This is a genomic window from Sandaracinus amylolyticus (assembly GCF_021631985.1).
In the GTDB taxonomy this organism is placed as follows: domain Bacteria; phylum Myxococcota_A; class Polyangia; order Polyangiales; family Sandaracinaceae; genus Sandaracinus; species Sandaracinus amylolyticus_A.
The window spans coordinates 1,278,958-1,300,644 of record NZ_CP070225.1 but is presented as its reverse complement, the minus strand read 5'-3'; the positions used below and the strand labels follow the sequence as shown (position 1 = coordinate 1,300,644).

Annotated in this window: 16 protein-coding genes; 8 read left to right on the top strand and 8 right to left on the bottom strand. The window is 71.0% G+C overall.

Going from position 1 to position 21,687, the window contains the following annotated elements; all coding sequences use genetic code 11:
• Window positions 1-36 precede the first annotated feature (36 nt).
• From I5071_RS05335 to I5071_RS05305, 7 genes are all read right to left on the bottom strand, one after another.
• Complete coding sequence (locus I5071_RS05335) at window positions 37-240, bottom strand: hypothetical protein (RefSeq protein WP_236604299.1); 204 nt, start codon at window positions 238-240, stop codon at window positions 37-39.
• A gap of 83 nt (window positions 241-323) precedes the next feature.
• Complete coding sequence (locus I5071_RS05330; protein WP_236604298.1) at window positions 324-1,985, bottom strand: sigma-70 family RNA polymerase sigma factor; 1,662 nt, start codon at window positions 1,983-1,985, stop codon at window positions 324-326.
• A 16-nt stretch (window positions 1,986-2,001) separates the two neighbouring features.
• On the bottom strand, window positions 2,002-3,477 hold the full coding sequence (locus I5071_RS05325; RefSeq protein ID WP_236604297.1) for a hypothetical protein: 1,476 nt from the start codon (window positions 3,475-3,477) through the stop codon (window positions 2,002-2,004).
• A 9-nt stretch (window positions 3,478-3,486) separates the two neighbouring features.
• Window positions 3,487-4,134 (bottom strand): MopE-related protein, encoded by a 648-nt coding sequence (locus tag I5071_RS05320; RefSeq protein ID WP_236604296.1) that lies wholly within the window; start codon window positions 4,132-4,134, stop codon window positions 3,487-3,489.
• A gap of 72 nt (window positions 4,135-4,206) precedes the next feature.
• Window positions 4,207-5,343, bottom strand: coding sequence for a hypothetical protein (locus I5071_RS05315; protein ID WP_236604295.1), 1,137 nt, complete (start codon window positions 5,341-5,343; stop codon window positions 4,207-4,209).
• An 88-nt stretch (window positions 5,344-5,431) separates the two neighbouring features.
• The gene (locus I5071_RS05310; RefSeq protein ID WP_236604294.1) at window positions 5,432-5,668 is read right to left on the bottom strand and encodes a CsbD family protein; all 237 of its coding nucleotides are present in this window, start codon (window positions 5,666-5,668) and stop codon (window positions 5,432-5,434) included.
• Between the two features lie 186 nt (window positions 5,669-5,854).
• Window positions 5,855-6,994, bottom strand: coding sequence for a penicillin-insensitive murein endopeptidase (locus I5071_RS05305; protein WP_236604293.1), 1,140 nt, complete (start codon window positions 6,992-6,994; stop codon window positions 5,855-5,857).
• Window positions 6,995-7,043: 49 nt separating this feature from the next.
• On the opposite strand from I5071_RS05305, the gene I5071_RS05300 reads away from it, so the two are divergent.
• The 3 genes from I5071_RS05300 to I5071_RS05290 are packed head-to-tail and all read left to right on the top strand — an operon-like array spanning window position 7,044 to window position 10,422.
• The gene (locus I5071_RS05300; RefSeq protein WP_236604292.1) at window positions 7,044-8,432 is read left to right on the top strand and encodes a ferredoxin--NADP reductase; all 1,389 of its coding nucleotides are present in this window, start codon (window positions 7,044-7,046) and stop codon (window positions 8,430-8,432) included.
• Window positions 8,432-9,178, top strand: a complete 747-nt coding sequence (locus I5071_RS05295; protein ID WP_236604291.1) for a MerR family transcriptional regulator — start codon at window positions 8,432-8,434, stop codon at window positions 9,176-9,178. Before I5071_RS05300 ends, I5071_RS05295 begins: the two co-directional genes overlap by 1 nt.
• Window positions 9,179-9,201: 23 nt before the next feature.
• A complete protein-coding gene (locus I5071_RS05290) occupies window positions 9,202-10,422 on the top strand; it encodes a ferritin-like domain-containing protein (RefSeq protein ID WP_236604290.1) in 1,221 nt (406 codons plus the stop codon).
• Between the two features lie 57 nt (window positions 10,423-10,479).
• Here I5071_RS05290 and I5071_RS05285 read toward each other — a convergent pair whose 3' ends face one another.
• Window positions 10,480-11,079, bottom strand: a complete 600-nt coding sequence (locus I5071_RS05285) for a hypothetical protein (RefSeq protein ID WP_236604289.1) — start codon at window positions 11,077-11,079, stop codon at window positions 10,480-10,482.
• A gap of 100 nt (window positions 11,080-11,179) precedes the next feature.
• Here I5071_RS05285 and I5071_RS05280 point away from each other — a divergent pair, with 100 nt between their 5' ends.
• From I5071_RS05280 to I5071_RS05260, 5 genes are all read left to right on the top strand, one after another.
• The gene (locus I5071_RS05280) at window positions 11,180-12,460 is read left to right on the top strand and encodes a serine/threonine-protein kinase (RefSeq protein WP_236604288.1); all 1,281 of its coding nucleotides are present in this window, start codon (window positions 11,180-11,182) and stop codon (window positions 12,458-12,460) included.
• A 256-nt stretch (window positions 12,461-12,716) separates the two neighbouring features.
• Window positions 12,717-15,326, top strand: a complete 2,610-nt coding sequence (locus tag I5071_RS05275; protein ID WP_236604287.1) for a hypothetical protein — start codon at window positions 12,717-12,719, stop codon at window positions 15,324-15,326.
• Window positions 15,327-15,355: 29 nt separating this feature from the next.
• Window positions 15,356-17,653, top strand: a complete 2,298-nt coding sequence (locus I5071_RS05270; RefSeq protein ID WP_236604286.1) for an MXAN_6577-like cysteine-rich protein — start codon at window positions 15,356-15,358, stop codon at window positions 17,651-17,653.
• A gap of 75 nt (window positions 17,654-17,728) precedes the next feature.
• Window positions 17,729-18,463, top strand: a complete 735-nt coding sequence (locus tag I5071_RS05265) for a hypothetical protein (protein WP_236604285.1) — start codon at window positions 17,729-17,731, stop codon at window positions 18,461-18,463.
• The gene (locus tag I5071_RS05260; RefSeq protein WP_236604284.1) at window positions 18,460-21,627 is read left to right on the top strand and encodes an MSCRAMM family adhesin SdrC; all 3,168 of its coding nucleotides are present in this window, start codon (window positions 18,460-18,462) and stop codon (window positions 21,625-21,627) included. The genes I5071_RS05265 and I5071_RS05260 overlap by 4 nt, the downstream gene beginning before the upstream one ends.
• The last annotated feature ends 60 nt before the right edge of the window (window positions 21,628-21,687 follow it).

Here is a 21,687-nt window from a genome sequence, read left to right as displayed (position 1 = left end):
ATCCGTAGCGCCCTTCTCGCATCCCCTGGGGGAAGCTCACCAGCCCGAGGGCTCGATCTCGTGCGCGGGGTCGTGTGCCGTGGGGTCCCACACGTAGTCGCCGCTACGCACCGACGCGATGAAGTAGATGACCGCGATCGCGACGGCGAGCGTCACGACCAGAAGCACGTGGAGCTTCGGACCGTTCCACTCCTGGTCGTACTTCGCGAGGCGATCTTCGAACTTCTTGGTGTCGTCCATCGAGCTGTCTCCGCGTGCCTTCGGGCGCGAGTGTTGGACCGTCCGGAGTCGGCCGTCAATGCTCGCCCGACCCTAGGCCCACTCTACTGGTCGAGGAAGCCCCGGAGCTGCGCGTTGCGCGTCGGGTTGCGCAGCTTCGCGAGCGCCTTGGCCTCGATCTGGCGGATCCGCTCGCGCGTGACGCCGAACTCCTGGCCGACCTCTTCGAGCGTGCGCGGCGCCTCGGTGCCGATGCCGAAGCGCAGCTTGAGGATCGCCTGCTCGCGCTCCGAGAGGGTCTCGAGCGCCTTCTGCATCTGCTCCTCGAGGTCGTTCCCCGAGACCGACTCGAGCGGCGAGCTCGCGCTCTTGTCCTCGATCAGATCGCCGAGGTGGTGATCGTCGTCCTCGCCGACCGGCGTCTCGAGCGAGATGGTGTCGCGCGCGATCGAGAGCACCTCGAGCACCCGCGCGACGCCCGCGCCCTTGTCGAGGTGCGGATAGAGACGCGCAGCGATCTCGTCGGGATGCGGATCGCGACCGAGCTCCTGCACCAGGATGCGCGTCGCGCGCACCGTGCGGTGCAGCGCGTCGACCATGTGCACCGGCACGCGGATCGTGCGCGCCTGATCGGCGGTCGCGCGGGTGATCGCCTGGCGGATCCACCACGTCGCGTAGGTGCTGAACTTGTAGCCGCGGCGATAGTCGAACTTGTCGACGGCGCGCATGAGGCCGATGTTGCCCTCCTGGATCAGATCCAGGAACGCGAGCCCGCGGTTCGTGTACTTCTTCGCGATCGAGACCACGAGGCGGAGGTTCGCCTCGACGATCTCGGCCTTCGCGATCTCTGCTTCCTGCTGCGCATCGCGCACGTCGCGCAGCACCTGGCGCAGCCGCTCGCGCGAGAGACCCGACTCCTCTTCGATCGCGCCGATCGCGGCCATCGCCTCGCTGATCGACTCCGACGCCGACTCGAGCTCCTCGAGCGCGACGAAGCGACCGCCGACACGACGACGGCGCACGCCCTTCTGGCGCATGTCGCTCATCGTGCGGACGAGCTCCGCGGGATCGAGACCGGCGCCGCGCTCGCGCGCGTTCGCGAGCGCCTGCTCGGCGCGATCGAGACGCCGCACCATCTGCGTGAGCCGCTGCACCACGCGCGCGAGCACCTTGCGATCGAGCTCGGTGCGCGTGCTGCTCGCCGCGGGCCCGCCGCGCGGCGCCTCGTCCTCGTCGTCGCTGCCGCCGTTGCCGGTGAGCTGATCGAGCTCCTCGAGACGAAGCCCCGGCTCGCGCAGCGACCCGAGGATGCGCATCTCGCCGCGCTCGATGCGGCGCGCCATCTCGACCTCGCCCTCGCGCGTGAGCAGCGAGACGCCGCCCATGCGCCGCAGGTACATGCGCAGCGGGTCGGTGGAGAACGCAGCGTCCTCGAGATCTTTCGGGCGCGGCAGCGGAGCCGGCGGCGGGATCGTCGGCGTCGTGTCGATGCCGAGGTCTTGATCCGCGAGCCGCTCGAAGACGTCGCCGCGCAGCATGATGCCGCTGTCGCGACGCACGTCGCGCCCGTCGTCGACGCGTCGTTCGTCGAAGCGCACCGTCGCGCGATGTTCGCTCGCGCGTGGACTGGTCGCGCTCGAGCGATCGCTCGCTCGTTCGTCACGCCTTCTTACTTCCGTGTCCCACGGCACCAGCTCGTCGTCCCTGGTGGACACGGAGCGGCTCTGCGAGAGCGACGCGACCAACGACACGCTTCGGTTCGCCATCGAGTCGGCGGATATATCACGGGTCCAAGTGATCGCTACACGGGGTGCCGTGCGAAATCGCTCCGCCGGATCGCGTTTTTCGCCACGTGTGCTCGGAGCACAGAACGGCGATCACGATCGCGTACTCGACCGCGCGCGCGATCGGTGCCTCCTGCCACGTCCCCGAAACGAGCCAGACATCGATCGGCGCGTACGCGACGAGCATCGAAGCCGACCACACGAGCCCCGTCGCGCGACCGCTCGCGACCTCGAGCGGCAGCAGCCACACGAGGTACCAAGGGTGCACTTGGGGCGCGACGAGGAGCAGCGCGAGCACGACGTCGCGCGCCGCACGCAAGGGCGCGGATCTCTTACGAACGTGGGCGATCGCGACGCCGAGCACGATGAACAGCGCGAGGGCGCGCGCGAGCAGATCACCGAGGTGGCGCGTCTCGAACGAGGTCGGTCGCTGCACCTCTTTCTTCGGCGCGAGCATCGTCGCGCGAGGGTCGAGCGCGGTGCCGCGCACGCGCGCGATCACCGGCGCGAGGAAGGGCAGACGAATCCATCCGGGCGGCGCGCCGGAGACGCGACCGAGCCCTTCGAGCGCGAGCGCCGAGCCCTCCGCGAGCAGCACGAAACCGCCCTCGTTGCCGCGCCAGCGACGTGCGTAGTGGCCGAGCCCGCTGGTGTCGTCGCGCGCGTGTCCGGCGAGCGAGACGGGCGCGAGCACGCTCACACCGAGCGTGATCGATATCGCGATCGCGATCCCACCGCGCGCTCGCGGAGCGAGCGCGAGCAGCGGAACGAGCACCATCCCGACGAGCTTGATCGCGGTCGCCGACGCGATCGCGAGCGCTGCGCGCGACCATGCCGAGCGCGCCATCGCGAGCACCGAGAGCGCGAGGAAGAGCCCCGCGAACGCGTCGACGTGACCGCCGAGCGCAGCCTCCTCGAGCGCGAGCGGGTTGAGCGCATGGAGCGGTGCGCGATCGGGCGCGAGCCGCGCGACGACGAGCGTGGTCGCGAGGTGCGCGATCAGCGCCACGAGCTTCATCGACCACGGCGCGTGCGCGATCGAGTCGGCGAGCGCGAAGACGAGCTGCGCGAGCGGCGGATAGATCGTCGGCAGGTCGGGATGGTTGATGCGCGCGTGGAGCGCGTCGCGCAGATCGATCAGCGCGGGATCGGTGGGCGGGTACGCGTAGGGATCGATCCCGTGGCGCAGCACGCGCGCGTCCCAGAGATACCGATAGACGTCGTCGGAGAGCAGCGGCGGCGCGCACACGAGGGCGAGCCCGGCGACGAGCGCGATGGCGATCGCGATGTGCGTCGCGCGTCGCGCGTCGTCCGCGAGGTGCCACCACACGAGCCCGGCATAGGGCACGAACGCGGTGGCGATTGCGAGCACCACGTCGCTCGGTCGCGCGCCGCGCATCGCACCGAGCGCCGCGACGATCAGGAGCGCGGCGGTCGCGATCGCAGCGACGTAGGCGAGCCGCCGCTGCGTCATGTCGATCGATCAGAGCGTGAAGACGGCGACCGGGATCCGCTGGCGCTCGTAGAGCGTCACGTTGTAGACGCCGATCACGCGACCACCGACCGAGATCGAGACCTGCGCCGGCGTCGGGCCCGCCGCGCCGCAGTTGCCCCAGTAGTGCAGCTCGACCTGGTACGAGCCGCGCGGCGGCTGGGGCGAGCTCCAGTACACGTTCTCGATCGTGTCGCCGCCCGCGACGCACGCGCCGCGCGCGTCGTGATCGAGGATGCCGCCCGAGGCCGACTGGCGACGCTGGTAGCTGATCGTCTCGCCGTACGGGTCGGTCACGTAGAGATCGATGTCGGCGCCGGTGCCCCAGGCGAGCGTGATCTGGATCTGACCGCTCTCCCAGCCGCAGCCCTCGTCGATGCGACCGTCGCAGTTGTCGTCGAGGCCGTTGCACTGCTCGGCCGCGCCCGGCGCGCACTGCGCCTGGATCACGGTCACGCCCTGCGGCGGCGGCGCCGCCTGCACCTGCACCTGCGCGGTCGCGGGCGGCGGCGTCACCTCGATGCGCGCGGTGACCGGTGTGGTCTCGATGCGCCGTCGCGCGCGGATCGTGCAACCAGTCGAGATCGAAGCGAGCGCGATGCCGAGCGTGACGATGCCGAGCGAACGAACGAGACGCATGCGTGGAGCCTCCGCGAGTCCGCGCGATGGTACCACCGCGCGATGTCGCGACGGGTCGCGCGCTCTCTCGATTCACGCCGCGAGCGAGTCGCGGGTGTCGTCGCGCGACGAGAGCAGGTCGCGCACACGCTCGGTGTCGCGCAGCTCGTAGAGCACCGGCGGCACCGCGTCGCGCGGGGGCGTGAGGCCGGTGAGCGCGCCGGTGTCGCCGAGCGCGCGCGCGCCGGGCCCGTCGAGGATCAGGAACACGTTGTGGAGGCCGCGCCACGAGGGCGCCTCCGCGACGTCGAAGATGCGCTTGCGATCGAGTGAGAGCTCGGTGCGACCGCGACGAATCAGGAGGCGTCGATCGGTCACGATGTACTCGGTCTCGCGGCCCTGCGCTCGCGCACGGACCAGGCCGTACCACACGAGCGCACCGCCGACGCCGACGATCATCGCGAAGGTCAGCATCGTCGCGGTGAACAGGAAGACCCACGGCATCGAGCCCACCGCGAGCCCGACCTTCTCGAGGTCCATCAGGATCGATCCGACGAGCACGCCGTAGCGCAGGCCGATCAGGACGACGCCCGCGCCGCCGATCGTGATCAGCACGTCCTGCCACCCGAGCAGGAAGCCCTCGGGGCCTGCGCCCCAGAGGACCTGCTCGCCCTCGTCGAGGCGATCGGTGAGCGCGATCTGATCGTCGCCCGTGTTCTCGGTGGGCTCGACGTCGCGGATGATCGCGAGCACGCGATCGGGCGCGTGGAGGTCGTGCATCACGAGGCGCTGGCTGCGCGCGAGCGGACCGAAGGGCACGGCGCGCACGAGCTCGAGGCTGCCGACGCCGGGCATGCTGCGGTGCCATCGCACGCGCGCGTACGTGATCGCGTGGCGGTCGATCGATCGCACCGAGCGACCGCGCCGCCACAGCACGCGTCGATCGGTGACCGCGAACTCGCAGGGATCGAGCAGATAGCGCGGCGCGAGCAGCCCGCCGATCGCGAACACCGCGAGGTAGCAGGCGACGAGCGCCGACTCCTGCCATCCGCCGAGCCCGGCGATGCGCATCAGCGCCGCGAAGAGCGCCGCGACCGCCGTCATCACCAGCGATCCCGCGGGCGCGAGCGTCCACACCCGCGCGCGCGGAACGCCCACACGTGGGCCGCCCGTCCAGAGGACGCGCTCGAAGGGCAGGAGGCGAAACGCCTTCGTCACGTCCGAGGCCACGGCCGTCGAGAATCTACCATCGATGTCCATCGCCGGCAGGTGCTCCGACAGCTTGGGACCTCGGCAGTTCCGCGAACGTTGGGCGCGATCACGTCGCTGCGTTCGCCGACACCGGGCGCGAGCGCAGATCGAGCCGGCTCACCCACGACTCGACGCGCTGGACCGCGTGGTCCTTCGGGTAGCCGTACTTCTCCTCGAGCGCCGCGACGAGCCGCTCGCGATCGCCGCCGATCGCATCGAACGTGTCGTCGTCGAGCTTGCCGAACTCGGTCTTCACCTGTCCCTTGAGCTGCCGCCAACGCGCTGCGATGTCGTCCCAGGTCATGCGCACCTCCAGCGAAAGGGGGTGCGGCGCGGCACTGCAGCACAGGTGCCACTCGGGTCGTGCGTGTCGCGCGCGGATTTCGCGCGCACAGCGCGAACGGGCACGTGTCTCGATGCCTCGTGCGAGACGCGAAGACTCAACGGGTGAACATCGGCTCGCCCGCCGGTCGAGCGCTCCGGCGAAGACTCAACGACAGAACGGACGCCCCGGATGGGGCTGCACCGACCAGGTGGCGCGCTCGTCGAGGAACGCGCGCACGCGACGATGCATCTCGCCGGCGCGCGTCGCGGCCTCGCGCTGCGACGTGGTGCGGCCGCGATCCTCACGGGTGCGAGCGCGCGCGCGGGCTCGCACCGGATCGACCTGCGCCTCGCGCAGCTGCTGGCGGCGCCACGGGTACATCGGCCCGCCGTCCTCGCATCCGTTCTGCAGATCCTCGGTGCTGCAGAAGAAGCGGACGTGGAGGTGATCGTCGTGGGGATGGCTCGGCTGACACGTGAGGTCCGCGAAGCGATCGCGGACCGCGCGCGGCGCGCGCGCGCGCTCGGCTTGCTCGAGCAGCATCGTGCGGATGTGCTCCGCGACGAACACGCGCTGCACGAGCGCGCCCTGGCCGTCGAGATCGTCCTGCACGAGCGCTTGCACGAAGCGCCAGGTGCGCGGCACGTCGAGCCGCACGCGCACGTCGTCGCGCGGATCGGCGAGGTCGGCGAAGTCCCATCCGCGGCCGCGCGGATCGACGGGGATCCCCTTCGCGGCGAAGGGCGCACCGTCGGCGTCGAGATAGTAGAAGAGCACGTCGACGTCGCGACCCGCTTGGTGCGATCCGTGGTGCGGGATCGGACCGCCGTTGGGCAGACCGATGTCGTTGATCACGAGGTCGGCGCCGGGGATCTCCGCGTGCACGACCGCAGCGGCGCGCACGAGCGCGCGCACGAGCTCGACGGTGCCGTAGACGGCGTCGGGGTTCGGGCGGAGCGGGTTGCTGCGCAGGCCGGGCGCGGAGGTGGGCAGCGCGATCGCGCCCTCGACGCGGCCGCTCGACGGGCCGCCGATCGAGGTGCTCTGCGAGGGTGATGCGCCGAGGGGGTCGGCCGCGCGCGGCGCGGTCGTGACGCTCGAGGCGGACGAGGCGCGCGTGGCGCTCGAGGCGTCGGCGAGCTGGGCGTCGCCGCGCTGCGCGCTCGCGACGATCACGAGGAGCGAGAGGCTGGTCGCCGTGGCGACCGCCGCGATCGAACTGCCGCGCGGCGTGCTGCTCACGTTCTTCATCGTGCGGGAAAATGGGCGCGCCGTCGAACTCGCGCAGTCTCCGTACAGTGTCATGTGTAAAGTGCCACTTGACACTCTACGTGACACGAGACACTGTCGGACCATGCAGCACGGCAAGCGGCCATTGCGCTCGGTCGACGGCATCGACGTCGCGGCGAGCGTCCTCGCGCGCCTCGCGCCGCGCGCGCTCCGCCCCGCGATCGATCAGCTGCGCCTCGACGCGCGCTCGATCGCCGACGGCTTCCGCGGCGTGCGCGAGCCGACGTTCTCGAGCCAGGCGCGACCGGGCTTCGCGCCCACGCCGCTCGCCGAGATCGACCCGGTCTTCGAGCTGCTGCCGACGCGCGGGCTCAAGCGCAGCTACGCGACGCTACGCCGCGACGTCGAGATGATCGCGCGCGACTTCCGCGGTGATCGCGTGCCGCCGACGATCGCACGCGCGCGACGCGCGCCGAGCACGACGAGCGCGCCCTCGCTCGCGCCGCGGCGCGTGAAGGTCGCGAAGCTGACGCGCGAGACGCGAGACGCGATCACGATCCGTCTCGAGGCGCTCGACGGCGCGCCGATCGTGTTCGAGGCCGGTCAGTTCCTCACGCTGCACGTGCCGATGGGCCGCGAGGTCGTGCGCCGCGCGTACTCGCTCTCGAGCGCGCCGGCGGATGGATACGCGGCGGTCACGTGCAAGCGCATCGAGCGCGGTCGCGTCTCGACGCACCTCCACGAGCAGCTGCGCGAGGGCGACGTGCTCGAGGTGCTCGGTCCCTCGGGCACGTTCGTGCCGAGCGCGACGACGCGTCACCTCGTGCTGATCGCGGGCGGCAGCGGGATCACGCCGTGCTGGTCGATCGCGCGCACGGTGCTGGCGCGTGATCCCGACGCGCACGTGACGTTGATCTACGGCAACCGCAGCGAGGGCGACGTCATCTTCGGGAGCGCGATCGACGCGCTCGCGAGCGAGCGCTTCCGCGTGGTGCACGTGCTCGCCGATCCGAGCGATGCGCATCGTGGTCCGCGCGGGATGCTCGATCGCGCGACGTTCGATGCGATCGCGAGCGAGCTCGAGCTCGATCGCGACCTCCCCGAGTACTTCGTGTGCGGGCCCGGGCCGATGATGGACGCGGTGCGCGAGGCGCTGCTCGCGCGTGGCGTGCAGCGCGCGCGCATCCACGAGGAGCGCTTCCAGTCGCCGGCGGAGCGTCGTGCTGCGCCGGTCGCGTCGCCGCAGCTCGTGACGGTGCGTCGTCGTGGTCGCGACGTCGCGGTCACGGTCGCGCCGGATCGCACCGTGCTCGAGGCCGCGACGGAGAGCGGCGTCGCCCTTCCCTTCTCGTGCGCGATCGGTGGATGTGCCGCGTGCAAGTGCAAGGTCGTCGAGGGCGAGATCCGGATGGACGAGCCGCACTGTCTCTCCGACGCGGAGCGCGCCGAGGGTTGGGTCCTCACGTGCGTCGGGCATCCTACGCGTCCGACCACCATCGAGGTGCCGACGTGATGGACGAAGGAATCGAGCTCGTCCGCGAGCCCGACGCGCAGCGCTGGACGCTGCGCATGAAGGACCTCTGCGACCTCACCGGTCTGCCGCGCCAGGCGATCCACTTCTACATCCAGCAGGGCTTGCTCCCGGCGGGACACAAGACCGGGCGCAACATGGCGTTCTACGGCGACGAGCACGTCGAGCGCCTCAAGCTGATCAAGAAGCTGCAGCACGAGCGCTTCCTCCCGCTCAAGGCGATCAAGGCGCTGCTCGACGATCAGGACGCGGCGTTCACCGCGGCGCAGCGCGGCTTCCTCGTCGGCGTGAAGCAGCGCCTCGACACGCTCGGTCGCGAGAGCGAGGGCGAGAAGAGCGCGGTCGACGCCGACGAGGTGATCGCGCGGCTCGGCGTCCCGCGCAGCGATCTCGATCGCATGATCGAGATCGGCGTGCTCGGCGCGCGCATCGAGGAAGGCCGCACGTGGATCGCCGAGGGCGACGTGTGGATCCTCCAGGGCTGGGCCGAGATCCTGCGCCTCGGGTTCGTGAGCGAGCTCGGCATCGGCGTCGAGGAGCTCGCGCTGATCCAGGAGGTCGTGCAGGACCTCTTCAACCGCGAGACGTTGCTCCTCGCGAGCCGCATCGATCGGCTCCCGCCCGAGCGCGCCGCGCAGATGATCGAGAAGGCACTGCCTCTCGTGCACACGTTCCTCACGGGCTTCCACACCGCGAAGATCCGCGACTTCTTCGCGTCGCTCGGTTGATCGAAGAAAGAAGGAGAGCGCCCATGATCGACGCACGCGTGCTCGGGCTCCTGCCGGTGAAGGTGAAGAACCAGCTCGAGGCGTATGCCGACGCCGCCTCGACGCTCTTCGAGGTCCACGATCCGCGCGTGCTCGGCGCGATCGGTCCGTCGGCCATCCGCGGGACGATCCTCAAGCGCGGCAAGCAAGGCGTGCCCACCGAGATCCCTGCGACGCACCGGGCGTACTTCGACTGGACCTATCCGGCCGACTTCCCCGACATGCAGGAGCTCTACAAGCGCGCCAAGCGCGGCCAGTGGAACGGCGACGACCTGCCGTGGCACACGAACGTCGATCCCGAGAACGACGAGATCGCGCTGCTGCCCGACGACATCATCAACTGGAAGAAGGTCGAAGAGCTCGGCATCCGCCTCACCGTCGCGGAGCAGCGCAACCTGCGACACAGCGTGTGCGCGTGGATGCTCTCGCAGTTCCTGCACGGCGAGCAGGGCGCGCTCTTCGCGGCGGCGCAGGTGACCGAGGCCGTGCAGTTCTTCGACGGCAAGTACTACGGCGCGACGCAGGTGATGGACGAAGGGCGCCACGTCGAGGTCTTCCATCGCTACCTCGATACGAAGCTGAACAAGCTCTATCAGGTGAACGACAACCTCTTCGTCATCATCGACGCGCTGATGCACGACGGCCGCTGGGACATGAAGTTCCTCGGCATGCAGATCATGATCGAGGGCGTCGCGCTCGGCGCGTTCTCGCTGCTCTATCGGGAGACGAAGGAGCCGCTCCTCAAGGAGCTGCTCAAGAACGTCATCCAGGACGAAGCGCGCCACGTGCACTACGGCGTGCTCGCGCTGCGCGAGCACATCGTGACCGAGCTGAGCGAGAGCGAGCGGCGCGAGCGCGAGGACTGGGCGTTCGAGGTCGCGCTGCTGATGCGCAATCGCTTCCTCGCGTACGAGGTCTACGAGGAGCACTTCGAGGGCGTGCTCACGCGCGCGCAGTGGCGCGACATCGTGACGACCTCGCCCGGGATGGAGCGCTTCCGCCACCTGATGTTCGGGCGCATGGTGCCGAACCTGCGCGAGATCGGGCTGCTCTCGGAGCGCATCCGCCCGCACTACGCGCGCGTCGGTCTCGAGAAGTACTTCGGTGGTCTCGCGGCGGACAAGCTCAGCGGCGAGCAGATGATCCGCGAGCTCGACGAAGGCAGCGCGAAGGACGAGCGGAAGCTGGTGATCGCCGCGGCGTGAGGGCGAGCTCGCACCGGTGTGAGTCGCGACTCGCACCGGTGTGAGTCGGAGCCGGGATCAGAGCCCGGCGCAGCCAGTGAGCTCGAGCTCGGCGACCGCGGCGACGACGTCGTCGTCGGTGACGTCGCGGGTCACGCCCGGGTTGCCGGCGGCCGGCACGTCGGTGCAGCGAATCTCGGCGGTCACCGCGCGCTCGGCGGTGATGTCGATGCGCTGGATCTGGCAGGGTCGATCGGCGCTCGGCGGGTTCGAGCTGCACGCGCCCTCGAGATCGAAGTCGTCGGGCTCGTCGACCTCGAGCCGGCAATTGGAGCCGATGATGCGATCGCCGTCGGCCGCGATGGTCGCTCCGCGGACGCGCATCGCGGCGCCCTCCGGCGTGCCGATCGTGACGACGAAGCGACGATTGCCGTCGGCCATCGGCGTGACGTCGCACTCGACCGAGTGCCCCGCCTCGCCATCGTCCGCGTCGACGATGCGCGCGGGTGCGTCGTCGGTGCAGCCGGTCGCGCCGCCGCAGCGCACTCGCCACGCGATGCGCGCGTGGGGCGTCGCGGTGACGACACCAGCGTCGTCGTCGGGAACGACCGCGTCGTCGTCTCCGCCGCACGCGAGGAGCAGCGAGGAGAGGAGGAGCCCGATCACGCGTCGCGACATGGCGCGACCATCGCGCAGAAGCGCGCGTTTGGGAAGGTCGAGCGCAGCGTGCGTGCTTGCGCTGGAACGCTGCGTCATGGCACATGGACACGCTCCCTCGATGCAGTCCGCGCCTCCTTCTCCGTCTCCCGCGCGCGCTCCCGTCGCACCGGCGATCGCCGTGCTGCCGCGGCGCTTCGGGCGCTACCAGCTCTTCGATCGCATCGGCAAGGGCGGCATGGCGGAGATCTACCTCGCGCGCGCGGCGAGCGAGCTCGGCGCCGAGCGGCTCGTCGTGGTGAAGCAGATCCACGAGGCGCTCTCGCGCGACGAGTCGTTCGCGCGGATGTTCATCGAGGAGGCGAAGCTCTGCGCGGGGCTGCGCCACGCGAACGTCGTGCAGGTGCTCGAGCTCGGCCGCGAGGACGGGCTGCTCTACATGGCGATGGAGTACGTGGAGGGGTTCGACCTCCACCAGCTGCTCGCGCGATGCAGCCGCGCGAAGGTCGCGCTGCCCGCGGAGTTCGCGCTCTTCATCGTGCGCGAGGTGCTCGCCGCGCTCGACTTCGCGCATCGCGCGACGGACGCGAGCGGGCGCGCGCTCGGCATCGTGCATCGCGACGTGTCGCCCTCGAACGTGCTGATGTCGCTCGAGGGCGAGGTGAAGCTCTGCGACTTCGGCATCGCGCGCGCGGCCGGCGCACAGGAAGAGCGCCGCGGCGACGCGAAGGTGGTCGGCAAGAGCGCGTACATGTCGCCCGAGCATGCGCATGGCGAAGCGCTCGATGCGCGCGCCGACGTGTTCGCGGCGGGCATCTTGTCGTGGGAGCTCTGCGCGGGGCGGCGGCTCTATCGCGGCAGCGAAGAGGAGATGCTCGAGCTCGCGCGGCGCGGGGAGATCCCGGCGTTGCCGGAGCGCGGACTGCCGCAGCCCGAGAAGCTGCAGGCGATCCTCGATCGCGCGCTCGCGAGGGATCGCGACGCGCGCTACGCGACCGCGGCGGAGATGCGCGCGGAGCTCGACGAGTACGCGCACGGCGCGCGGCTCTTCGCGTCGCAGATCCGGTTCGGGGCGTTCCTGACCGATCACTTCGGCGAGGAGTTCGTGAAGGAGCGACGCGCGCGGGAGCGCGCGGCGCGGGCGCTGGAGCTGGGCCCGCCGGTGCGCCTCGAGCCGATCGCGATGCCGCCCGCGCCGCCGGCGCTCGCGGAGATCGACACGGATCGCAACATCCGCCGCGACGAGGACACGGTGCCGGAGGCGAAGGCGCTGCCGGCGCCCGAGAGCGAGCCGAGCGTGCGTCCGGTGGGCGCGCCGCGTCGCTCGCGCGCGCTCGTCGTGGGCGCCCTCGCGGCCACGACGATCGTGATCGCACTGCTGATCGCGCTGATGTCGCGCTGAGTCGAGCGCGCGAGTCCGTTTCGTTTCCATTTCCGGCGGCGCGACTCCGTCGCTCGCAGGCGTGTGCGCTTCATTGCGCGCGCGAGCGGATGTGTGTGAGCGCGCGACAGCGTGCGCGAGCATCAGAGCTGCACGCGTTGGGTACGTGTACCGGCGTCCGTCAGGGCGGCTCATTTTTTTTGAGCCGTCCGGAATACGCCGCGCCACTGCTGAACCCGGTGGGCACTTTTTGCGCCCCCCCGGACGGATCAGCAGCATGAACGCACGCTCCATCGTTCCGACTCTCGCGCTCGCAGCGCTCGTCCTCGCAGGGTGCGGCGACGACGACTCGTCAGCGCCCGAAGACGCAGGCGCAGACAGCGGCACCACGACGCAGATGGACGCGGGCCCGCCGGGCTGTGCGCCGGGCACGTCGATGTGCGGAGACACGTGCGTCGACACCGAGAGCTCGCGCACTCACTGCGGTGAGTGCGGCAATGCATGCGAAGCGGACGAAGCGTGTGTCGAGGGCTCGTGCGCGATCGTGTGCCCGGCATCGCAGAGCGCTTGCGACGGAGTCTGCGCGGATCTCGACACCGATCGCCGTCACTGCGGCGAGTGCGGCACGAGCTGCGATGCCGGCGAGCTCTGCGTCGACGGGAGCTGCGAGGTCTCGTGCCCCGCGGGCCAGACGCTCTGCGGGACGACCTGCGTCGACACGAGCTCGGAGCCCGCGCACTGCGGCGAGTGCGGCAACGCATGCGAGGCCGGTGAGGTGTGCAGCGAGGGCGCGTGCGCAGCGACCTGCGGCGGCGGCCTGATGGAGTGTGACGGCGCGTGCGTCGCGACCGGCACCGACCCGATGAACTGCGGCGCGTGCGGGAACGTCTGCGCCGCGCCCGATGGCGCCGCGGGCGCGTGCCTCGCGGGCACCTGCCGTGCGGTCTGTGCGCCGACGCAGGGCGACTGCGACGCGGACATCGGGAGCGAGACCGGCGACGGCTGCGAGACGCCGCTCGCGACCGACGTCGCGAACTGCGGCGCCTGCGGCAACACGTGCGAGCTCGCGAACGCGGCCGCCGGCTGCGCCGACGCGGCGTGCGTGATCGCCTCGTGCGACGCGGGCTTCGACGACTGCGACGCGACCGCGAGCAATGGGTGCGAGGTGAACGTCGCGAACGACACCGAGAATTGCGGCGCGTGCAACAACGCGTGCGCGAGCACCGAGACCTGCGCGGCCGGTGTGTGCGTCGCGATCGCGGGCGAGAACTGCAGCGACCCGATCGCACTCACGCCGGGCGTGCACGACGTGACCTGGACGGCCACGGTCGCCGACTACCTCACCGCCAGGCCCACGTGCGTGCCCACGAGCTACACGCTCGAGGGCCCCGACGTCGTGTTCACCTACACCGCGGGCGCCACCGACGAGCTCGTGTCGCTGCGCATCGCGAAGCCCATCAACGTGCGCTGGGCGGCGGTCGTCTCGACCGGCGCGTGCGGCACGCTCACGCCCGAGGTCGGCTGCATCTCCGACTCCGCCTCGGCGTTCATGGGCGGCTCCGCCGTCCTGAGCGCCGGCCAGACGGCGTACGTCTATCTGATCGACACCAGCAGCGGGACTGCCCCGCTCTCCCGCCCGCTCACGATCGACTTCGACGCGACCGCGTGCAACGCGGTCCCGCCGATGCGCTCGCTCTCGCCGGCGAACGGGTCGGCGACCACGCGTCAGGCCACCACGTTCACCGCCGAGTTCCGCGCGCCCGTCGTGCCCGCAGGGACCATCACGATCACCGGCAACATGGGCACGTCGCTCTCGTACGCGCTGCCGGCGCCCCAGGTGACGTTCGACACGACGACCACCGTCATGACGATCGATCCGGGGGTCGCGTTCCCCGCCGGCGAGACACTCTCGATCAGCTGGAGCGGGCTGGAGCTCATCACCTGCGGCTCGACCCGTGTCGCCGCGCCGACGCCGACCTGGCAGGTGACGGTGGGCCCGCTCGCCTGCGCCGGGGCGCTCGGCGAAAGCCTCTCGCGGATGCCGACGGGACTGACCACCGCGATCACCGAGTACTACGTCGTCGCGGACAACAATCCGAACGGCTACGTCTACGTCGGAGGCACGTCGTTCCTCTGGCGTTGGCCCAAGGCGGGCGGTCCGGCGGAGAACGTCGAGGCGCTCGCAGGCCTGGTCGACGACAACGTCGGCTACTCGATGGTCATCGAAGGCCAGAACATCTTCGTCGTCGACAACAACACGCGGTACCCGACCCAGCACCTCTACCGCATCTCGAGCGACGGCGGGGCGACCTGGCGCGTCGAGGACTACGCCGCGTTCCCCGTCACCCCGGGTGACGAGATCCGCGCTCTGAACGCGTGGAACGGGCGCATCTACCTGATGACGGCGGAGGGCATCGTGGGTGAGCCGACCGAGATCTGGTCCGTCGACGCGAACGCGACGACGTTGCCCACGCCCGCGACGCTCGAGCTCGAAGTCGACGAAGGCGACTGCACCGCCATCGCGCGCGACGCGAGCTTCTACTACCTGTCTTGTTACGACTCGGACAGCATCGTCCGCATCCCGGTCGGCGGCGGCGCCAAGACGACGATCGCGACGGCGCCGGCGATCAGCGCCCCCGACTCGAGCGCGGGCGCGCTGCACGGGCACGACGCCGACGGAGACGGCGTCTTCGACTCGCTCTACCACCTGAGCGACTACGAGCAGATCGACTACGTCTGCAACCCCGGGAGCGCGACGCCCGTCGCCGATCGCTTCCAGCGCTTCGGCACGGCGACGTCCGGGAACTACGGCCTCGGGTTCGACCGCGTCGGCGGAGTCCTGTGGGCCTACGACGACGACACCCGCGAACTCGTGTCGGTGCAGTGAACGCCATGCGCGAGAACGGAAGCGAAGCGATGCTTGCAAGGACGCTCTGGATCGGTGTGGCACTGGCGCTCGCGCTCGCGGGCTGTGGGGACGACGCCGATCCCACGCCGGACGCGGGCGACGTCGAGATCGACGCGCAGACGCCGCGCACGGATTCGGGTCCGCCCGAGTGCACCGACGGCACGACGCTCTGCGGCGACGAGTGCGTCGACACCAGCGGGTCGCGCGCGAACTGCGGCAGCTGCGGCAACGCGTGCGCAGCCGGCGAGGCCTGCGTCGACGGCGCGTGCGACGTGCTCTGCCCGGCGAGCCAGACCGAGTGCGGCGACGTGTGCGCCGATGTCTCGAGCGATCGCGCGCACTGCGGCGAGTGCGGCACGGCGTGCGACGCGGGCGAGATCTGTGTCGACGGGAGCTGCACGGTCTCGTGCCCCGCAGGCCAGATCCTGTGCGGCGACGTCTGCGCGGATCTGCAGAGCAGCCACGCGAACTGCGGCGAGTGCGGCAACGCGTGCGCGGCCGGCGCGGTCTGCAACGCGGGCGACTGCACGACGACGTGCAGCGAGTCGCTGACCGCGTGCGACGGCTCCTGCGTCCAGCCCCAGACGTCGCCCGACCACTGCGGAGCCTGCGGCAACGCGTGCGCCGCGGTCGACGGCGCCACCCCGTTCTGCGCCGCCGGGCAGTGCCGCTTCGCGTGCGACGCGCTGCAGGGCGACTGCAACGGCAGCGCGACCGACGGCTGCGAGACGTCGCTCGCGACCGACGCGCAGAACTGCGGCGCGTGCGGGCTCACCTGCGAGGTCGCCGGCGGCGTCGCTGCCTGCTCCGCGGGAGCGTGCACGATCGCGAGCTGCGACGCGGGGCACGACGACTGCGACGGCCTGCGCGACAACGGCTGCGAGGCGAACCTCGGCGCGGACGAGCTGAACTGCGGCGCGTGCGGCACCGTCTGCGGCGCGACCGAGGAGTGCGTCGGCGCGACCTGCGTGACGACGGGCGTCGGCGCGGGAGTCGGCGACACCTGCAGCGCTCCGTTCGTCCTCGCGGCGGGCACGAACACGCTCGTGTGGGAAGCGTCGTCGAACGACTACGTGCGTGAGCCGCCCGCGTGCATGACCAGCACGACCAACGGGCTCCACGGGCCCGACATCGTGATGAGCTACACGGCTCCCACGACGCAACGGGTCGTGTTCACGCTCAGCAAGGGCGCGAGCTCGATCGTCGCCGGGCGGCTCACCACGAGCTGCGGCGACGAAGCCACCGAGATCGGGTGCCTGTACTCGTCGTCGAGCGGGACGACGACCCCGACCGATCCGCTGATCGTGATGGCGGGTCAGACGGTGTACCTGCACGTCGTCGACGTCGACAGCACGTCGGAGAGCGCCCCGCTCCCGAACCCGATGATCGTCGAAGTGACCGCGACCGAGGCGTCCTGTGCGCCCGGCGTCGGCGGCATCCTCGGCACCTCGACGGCGCGCACTCCCACCGGTCTCGCCTCGTTCACCGAGTACTTCATGGAGCTCGACGACAGCCACATGTACGTCGGGGGCACCGGCAACCTCTACCGCATGCCGCGTGGTGGTGGGCCCGTGGAGGACATCGAGGCGCTCGCCGCGCTCGCCGCGACCCACCTCGGCTACGCGATGGCGATCGACGGCGACGACATCTACGTCGTCGAGGCGCCGTCGGCGGCGAACATCGAGACGAACGGTCACCTCTTCCGCATCTCGCGCGACGGTGGCGCGACGTGGTCGATCCAGGACTACGCGGTCTTCACGCCGGAGCCCTCGGACGACTTCCGCGCGACGGCGATCTACGGCAACAAGGTGTACCTCCTCACCGAGGAAGACACGTCGTTGACTGCGACCGAGATCTGGTCGGTCGATCTCGATCAGACCGGGACCCCGGCGGTCGTCGCGACGCGTGAGCGTCAGCTGGTCGACAGCCGGATCGGCGACTGCAGCGGGCTCGCGCGCGACTCGACGTACTTCTACATCGCATGCGCGGAGACGGGCGGCGACTACATCTTCCGGATCCCCGTCGCCGGCGGAGCGCCCGAGGTCGTCACGAACGCGCTCGACGTGGGCGCGACCGTGAACGCGCTGCGCGGCGACGACATCGACGGCGATGGCGTGTTCGACGCGCTCTACCTGCAGAACGGCACCGACCAGCTCCAGTTCGTCTGCAGCCCCACGGGCGCATCGCCCTTCGGCGGGCCGTTCACGGGGATCCCGGGCGTGAACTACGGCATGACGTTCGACAGCACCGCAGGCGTGCTGTGGACGTTCGACGACGGCACGCGCGAGTTCATCTCGGTCCAGTGACGCGTGAGGTCTCGCCGCGGCTCGCTCTCACCGGCGGCCGCGGCATCCGCTCGACGCAACAGGAGCTTCCTCTCGATGCAGCCTCGTGGTGATCTCGGTCGCGCGCACCGCGCGATCCTCGTGATGGCCGTCGTCCTCGCCGCGTGCGATGACGGCGGTGGCTCCGCCGCCGACTCCGGTGCGCCTCCCGACGCGCAGATGGAAGACGCGTTCGTGCCGGGCGCGCTGTGCTCGAACGAGCTCCTCGACGGCCAGGAGACCTCGGTCGACTGCGGCGGGCCCGAGTGCGTGCGCTGCGAGTCGGGTCGCGGGTGTCGCGCCGCGGGTGACTGCGTGGACGGCGTCTGTCAGCGCGGCTTCTGCCTCGAGGCGAGCTGCGACGACGGCGTCGAGAACGGAACCGAAGTAGGCGTCGACTGCGGCGGCGAGTGCGGGCTCTGCCCCGCAGGCCAGCCCTGCTCGGCGAACGCGGAGTGCGAGAGCGGACGCTGCGGCGCCGGCGCGACCTGCGCCCCGGCGACGTGCGACGACGGCCTGCTCAACCAGGGCGAGAGCGACACCGACTGCGGCGGGCCCTGCGGCGGCTGTCCGCCGGAAGCGATCTGCTCGTTCGCCGAGGACTGCGAGAGCCTGCGGTGCGTGCTCGGGCGGTGCCTGGCGGCGAGCTGCAACGACCGCACGCTGAACCAGGACGAGACCGGCATCGACTGCGGGGGGTCGCTGTGCCCGCGGTGCCGCGCCGGCTCGACCTGCGCAGCCGATGGTGACTGCGAGAGCGGCGACTGCAACGCCGAGAACCGCTGCGAGTGAGCTCGCGGACGACGCTGGAGACCTCGATGCGCGAGTGGTGGAGACCGATGATCGACGTTCGAGTGCTGGGCGCCGCGGCGCTGGTCACGGGAGGGCTCGCAGCAACGCCCTCGGAGGCGCTCGCCGCGCCGCCCGTGATCGCGTTCACGTCGCCGACCGCGATCGACGAAGGCCGCGAGGTCACGCTGCAGGTCACCGTGACCGATCCCGAGGGCGCACCGGTGACGTGGAGCTGGGACACCAACTTCGACAACGTGTTCGGCGAGCACCCAGGCGCGAGCGCGTTCACGCTGCCGGCCACCGCGACCGACGGCCCTTCGAGCGTGCGCATCGGCGTGCGTGCGAGCGACGGCACGGAGACCACCACGGTCTACCGCACGATCACCGTCGCGAACCTGGGCCCGGAGATCACGAGCTTCCCGCTCACGAGCGGCGCAGTGCGCCGCGAGTACCGCTACGAGCTGCGCACGAGTGATCCCGCGGGCGAGCGCGACCCCATCACCTACGCGCTGACCGCGCGCCCGACCGGGATGGAGATCGTCGGCGGCCTCATCACGTGGACGCCGACCATCGATCAGCGCGGCCGTGCGTTCGACGTGAGCGTGCGTGCGAGCGACGGCGACGGCGCGGTCGACACGCAGTCGTGGACGATCGAGATCGCGCGCAACACGGCGCCCTCGGTGCCGGTGCTGGTCTCGCCGATCGCGCGCGAGCGCCTCGCCGCCGACGAGCCCGTCACGCTGGTCGTCGAGAACGCGGTCGATCCCGACGGTGATCCGCTCGCGTACTTCTTCCGCCTCTCGCGCGAGTCGCAGTTCGATCCCGGGCGCGTGATCGGCTCGGGCGAGGTCGCGCAGCAGAGCGGCGACACGACGTCGTGGACGACGCTCGAGCCGCTCTCGGCGGGGCTCTGGTACTGGCAGGCGTGGGTGAGCGACGGAATCGTCGAGACCGCGCCGCGCTTCGGCTCCTTCATCGTGGGCGACACGCAGTACATCGAGAACGCGCTGCCCGACGCGGGCACCCCCGACGCGGGCGCCGACTGGATGTCGCTGCTCGACGGCGGCCCGCCGGACAACGCCTCGCGAGGCGGCTGCGCGGTCGACGTGGGCGCGACGCGCGGCGCGTCCTCGGCGTGGCTCGCAGGCGTGCTCGCGCTCGGGCTCGTGGTGTGGCGGCGCGCGCGGCGGCGTGCGGTGGCGCTCGCGATGGTCGCGGCGGCGGCGCTCGCGGTGGGGTGCACCGACGGCGGCACGACGCCGGACGGCGATGGCGGCGTGGTGGTCGGCGACGACTCCGACTTCGACACGATCTCCGATGCCGACGAAGGCGCGGGCGAGGGCGTCGACACCGACGAAGACGGCAACCCCGACGCCAGCGATCCCGACTCGGACGGCGACACGATCCCCGACGCGGTCGAAGCGGGCGACGAGGATCGCGCGACGCCGCCCGTCGACTCCGACGCCGACGGCACGCCCGACTTCCGCGATCGCGACGCCGACGACAACGGCATCCCCGACGGCTTCGAGTCACGCGGCGACACCGACCTCGACGGCACTCCCGATCACGCGGACCTCGACGACGACGGCGATCTCGTGCGCGACGTCCTCGAGCTGATGAACGTCGCCCTTCCGCCCGCCGACACCGACGGCGACGTCCTCGCGAACTATCACGACCCCGACTGCGACGACGACGGCATCCTCGACGGCGACGAGTGGAACGCCGACACCGACCACGACGGTCTGCTCGACTTCGAGGATCACGACACCGACAACGACGGAATTCCCGACGCGGTCGAGGCCGGCGACCCCGACATCTACAGCCCGCCGCGCGACAGCGACGACGACGGAGTCGCGGACTTCCGCGACACCGACAGCGACAACGACGGCCTCGCCGACGCGAGCGAGCACGATCGCGGCAGCGACCCGACGAGAGAGGACTCGGACGACGACGGAGTGCCCGATCTGATCGAGGTCGGCGCCGGGACCGACCCCACCGACGGCGCCGTCAGCCCGCGCACCCGCGGCGACTTCGTGTTCGTCATGCCCTTCGAGGCAGCGCCCGCGCCCACGCGCGACACGCTGCGCTTCCGCACCACGCTGCAGCTCGTCGACGTGTACTTCCTCTTCGACATCTCGGGCTCGATGAGCGGCGAGATCGAAGCGCTGGCGAGCGCCGTCGGTGCGATCTCGAACGACCTGACGTGCACGAGCTTCGGGCGCGCGTGCCGCAGCGACGGCGACTGCGACGGCGGTCAGGCGTGCAGTGTCGAGGGCGCGTGCATCGAAGACCCCTCGTTCAGCTCGTGCGTCGCGAGCGCGTGGACGGGCGCGGGCATCTACGAGGCGGAGCTCGAGAACCTCCTCTCGTTGCAGGACGATCCCGCGCGCACCGCGGCATCGCTCAGCATCAGCACGTTCGGTGGCACCGAGTCGCTCTTCCGCGCCGCGTGGGGCCTCGCCGATCCGGCGGGCGCGCCGGGCGTGGAGAGCGGCTGCGCGGTGCCCGCGCTCGGGCGCCTCGGCTGCCCTGCGTTCCGCGACAACGCGCAGCGGATCCTCGTCATCTTCACCGACGAGGACAGCGACGGCATCGAGACCGCGGCGCAGGCCGGCGCCGCGCTGCAGTACGCGGACATCACGACGATCGGCGTGTGGAGCGGGACGTCGGGCAACGCGGCGCGACAGGCGCTCGTGGATCTCGCTCGGGCGTCCGGGTCGTTCTCGTCGACGGGCGCCCCGCTCGTCTTCGACGGTCAGGACTCCGCGGTCGTGCCGGCGGTGACGAACGCGATCAACGAGGTCGTCGAGGGCGTGCCGCTGCGCGTGACGATCGAGGTCACGGACGAGCCCGACGACGCGGGCGACGCGCTGCAGTTCATCGATCACGTCGAGGTGAACACCAGCAACCCGACGTGCACCGCGATCCGTCCGACCGAGGACACCGACGCGAACGGCCACGACGACGCGTTCCCGTCGCTCCTTCCGGGCACGCCGGTGTGCTGGGACGTGGTGCCCAGGCAGAACGACACGGTCGAGCCGACGGCCGAGCCGCTCGTCTTCCGGGCGCGTCTCACCGTCCACGGCGACGGATCGCCGCTCGACTCGCGCGTCGTGTACTTCCTCGTGCCGCCCGTCGTGCCGGGGCCCGAGCTCCCGATCTGATCACTGGAGGTCGGCGTGCAGCGCGCGATGCATCGCGCTGCACGCCGCCGTCCGAAGCGA